Source organism: Peptostreptococcus sp., assembly GCF_977045075.1.
On sequence record NZ_CDRRTB010000114.1, the window covers coordinates 1 to 3608 of the forward strand.

Annotated in this window: 2 protein-coding genes; both read left to right on the plus strand. The window is 40.9% G+C overall.

Annotated features, from left to right (window positions below; genetic code table 11):
- The coding region (locus ACW6OJ_RS07620; RefSeq protein WP_456096220.1) for an ABC transporter ATP-binding protein/permease at nucleotides 1-1689 on the plus strand (1689 nt) is incomplete at its 5' end.
- On the plus strand, nucleotides 1682-3379 hold the full coding sequence (gene cydC / locus ACW6OJ_RS07625) for a thiol reductant ABC exporter subunit CydC (protein ID WP_456096221.1): 1698 nt from the start codon (nucleotides 1682-1684) through the stop codon (nucleotides 3377-3379). The genes ACW6OJ_RS07620 and cydC, both read left to right, overlap by 8 nt.
- The last annotated feature ends 229 nt before the right edge of the window (nucleotides 3380-3608 follow it).

The following is a 3608-nucleotide window of genomic DNA, read 5'->3' on the forward strand; positions in this document are numbered from 1 at the left end:
ATAAGGTTGGTGGCAAATATCACCTTCTCTTTTATGTTTGCATCAGTATTGGCCCACTTTATAACTGGGGTCTATGTATTTAATCCCAAGATATCCTATATATTAATAGGCCTGTCCCTGCTGGTAAGACAGATTTGCATCAGGGCAGTTACCAGGAAGAACAACCTGGTTGTATATGAGGTAAAGCAAAATCTGAGAAAGGCTATTTATAGCAAGGTACTAAGCCTTGGATCTCTTTACCAGGAAAAGATGACTACTCAAGAGATAGTCCACCTGGGTGTGGAGGGGGTTGAGCAGTTAGAAAACTACTATGGGTCTTACCTGACTCAGTTTTACTACAGCTTTATATCTACCTTCGTCCTATTTTTGGTTATAGCTCCTATAAACTTCAAGATAGCGATAGTCTTATTGGTATTGGCACCGATAATTCCCCTATTCCTACTATTAATTTTAAAAATAGTAAAGAATGTTCAAAAGAAGTATTGGTCAAAGTATGCGGATGTAGGCAACCTATTCTTAGATAGTCTACAGGGATTGACTACCCTTAAGGTATTTAGGGCTGATGAGGCCAGGGGCAAGGAGCTGGACGAAATGTCAGAAGGCTTTAGGAAGGAAACTATGAGGGTCCTATCCATGCAGCTAAACTCTATCATGATAATTGACTGGATAGCCTATGGTGGAGCTGTAGCGGGTATTGTAGTTGCCCTAAATGAATTCGTCGCCCTTCATATAGACATCTACCAGATTATACTGGTACTTTTATTGATAGCCGACTTCTTTGTTCCAATGAGGACCTTGACATCCCTATTCCACGTGGCTATGACAGGTGTTACAGCCAGTGAAAAGATGCTGGAATTCTTGAATGAAGATACAAATATAGAAAATGGAAGCCATACTTTTGAAAAGAAGTCACCTATAAGTGTTAAGTCAATGAACTACTACTATCCTGATGGGACTCATGCCCTAAAGGATATAGATATGAGCTTTGAGCCTGGTAGTCTGACGGCCCTAGTTGGACCATCTGGTTGTGGTAAGTCTACCCTAGCCTGCCTACTAGCAGGGGAATATAGACATCCAGACCATTCAATTTACTATGGAAGCTATGAGTCTAGGGACCTAGCCAAGGGGGAAATCAGCAAGAATGTCATAAGGGTAACCCATGATGGACATATTTTCCAGGGGACTGTTAGGTCTAACCTATATCTTGGCAATAGCCAGGCGAGTGACCAAGACTATATTGAGGTCCTAAAGATAGTTAACCTATGGGACCTATTCTCTGGTATGGAGGGCTTGGATACGCCAATCCTAGCCCAGGGTAGGAACCTATCTGGTGGCCAGGCCCAGCGTTTGAGTCTAGCCAGGGCCCTACTACATGATGCAGAGGTTTATATATTTGACGAGGCTACATCTAATATAGATGTAGAGTCTGAACAGGTAATAATAGATGTAATAGAGGAAATATCAAAGAAGAAGACGGTCATATACATATCGCATAGGCTGGCGTCTATAGTCAAGGCTGATAAAATCTATGTGATGAAACAGGGCCAACTTGTTGAGCAGGGCCAGCACCAGGATCTTATGGTGGTAAAGGGCCAGTATGAAAGCCTATTTAGGCAACAGCAGGAATTGGAATCATACAGGGCCAAGAGCCTAGCTATAAATGATGAAAGGGGTGGTAGCAATGACTAAGAGAAGAAGCTCACCAAAAATAATATCTCAATTAATTGGATTAATAGCCCCCCTAAAATTACAGATGACCCTAGCGATTTTATTGGGTGTCCTAGGATTTTTACTATCCTTTGGTATAGGTATACTAGGAGGCTATGGGGTCCTAAGCGTTCTACCAGGAGAGGTTGCCAGGGGCTTTGCAGACCTACCGCTTGGAGGACATGACTTCTCATGGTATGTAATTGCCCTTATAGTGTGTGCTGTATTGAGGGGAGTTCTTCACTATATAGAGCAGTTCTGTAACCATTATATAGCCTTCAGGATACTGGCGGAAATTAGACACAAGGTCTTCTCTGCCATGAGAAAATTAGCACCAGCCAAGCTAGAGGGAGAAAACCAGGGCCAGTTAATATCGATTATAATGGGAGATATAGAGTTATTGGAAATCTTCTATGCCCATACTATATCACCGGTAATGATAGCCTCCCTAGTAACAATAGTGCTATTTGTATTCTTTGCAAAGATACATATACTAGTAGCTCTATTGGCCTTACTTGCCCAAATTGTTGTTGGGGTAATAGTTCCAATTATAGCCTCTGAAAGGGGTAAGGAAGTAAGTGTAAAGATCAGACGTAATATAGGTAACCTAAATGGAAAATTCCTAGACCAGCTAAGGGGGATTAGGGAGATAATCCAGTATGACAAGGGTGACCATGCCTTAAATGAAATAGACGATAGTACTAGACAGATACTAGACAGGCAGAATGAACTAAAGGGTCAGATAGCAGCCCTACAGGCTAATACAGATACTATTATAATTATCTTCTCTGTCCTTCAGCTTTTATTGTGTGCTAGGCTGGTAAGGACGGGTACAATAACACATGCCCAGGCCTTTATAGCTGTTTTGACTCAAATAAGTACCTTTGCCCCATATATAGCCCTTGCTAATTTGGGTGGTACCCTGACTCAGACCTTTGCTTGCGGTGATAGGATTCTGAATTTATTAGAAGAAGAGCCTATAGTCGAGGAGGTAGTTGATGGTAAGGACGTAGTCTTTGACGATGTAGATTTCAAGGACCTAACCTTTGCCTATGAGGACAGAAATATATTGACTAGTGTTAATTTCAGGATTAAAAAGGGTGAAACCCTAGGTATCATGGGTAGGAGTGGTAGTGGTAAGTCTACCCTACTAAAGCTCTTGATGAGGTTTTGGGATCCGCAAGATGGGTCTATATCTATAAATGGTATCAATATCAAGGATATAAATACCCAGTCACTTTACTCAAATATAGACTACATGACTCAGACAACTATCCTATTTGCTGGTAGTATAAGGGATAACCTAAGGATAGCCAAGGCTGATGCTAGTGATGAAGAAATCTATGAAGCCCTTAGAAAGGCCTCTATAGATGAAGATATAAGGAAGCTTGAACATGGCTTGGATACCAGAGTATCTGATCTGGGAGACAACTTCTCTGGAGGGGAGAGGCAGAGGATCGGCTTGGCAAGGTGCTTTTTGACAGATAGCCAACTCCTACTATTGGATGAACCGACATCTAACCTAGATTCCTATAACGAGGCTATAATACTCAAGTCCCTAGTTGAAGGAAGCCAGGATAAGACTATAGTCATGGTATCTCATAGAGAGTCAACTATGGGCGTATGCGACAGGATTATTAGGGTCAAGGACTCTAGGGTCATAGAGGGATAGGACCTGAAGCCGTAAACATAAATGAAAATATAGAAACTGATTTATAAGGGGAGCTAGTATTCTGATTAAGAAAAATGAGTGCTAGTATCCCCTATTTTTATATATTTAAAAGAATTTGATAGAAATAGTATAAATAGTTGAATTAAGTCTCTACCTAAAATATAATAGGAGATAATGGGTAGCTAATATTCAGATAAGAATACGGTTGATTAGTTTATTTCCTCAAAGA

Bases quoted from the DNA above. Each gene is read 5' to 3' on its own strand.
- cydC (WP_456096221.1), top strand. From the start codon at position 1,682: ATGACTAAGAGAAGAAGCTCACCAAAAATAATATCTCAATTAATTGGA.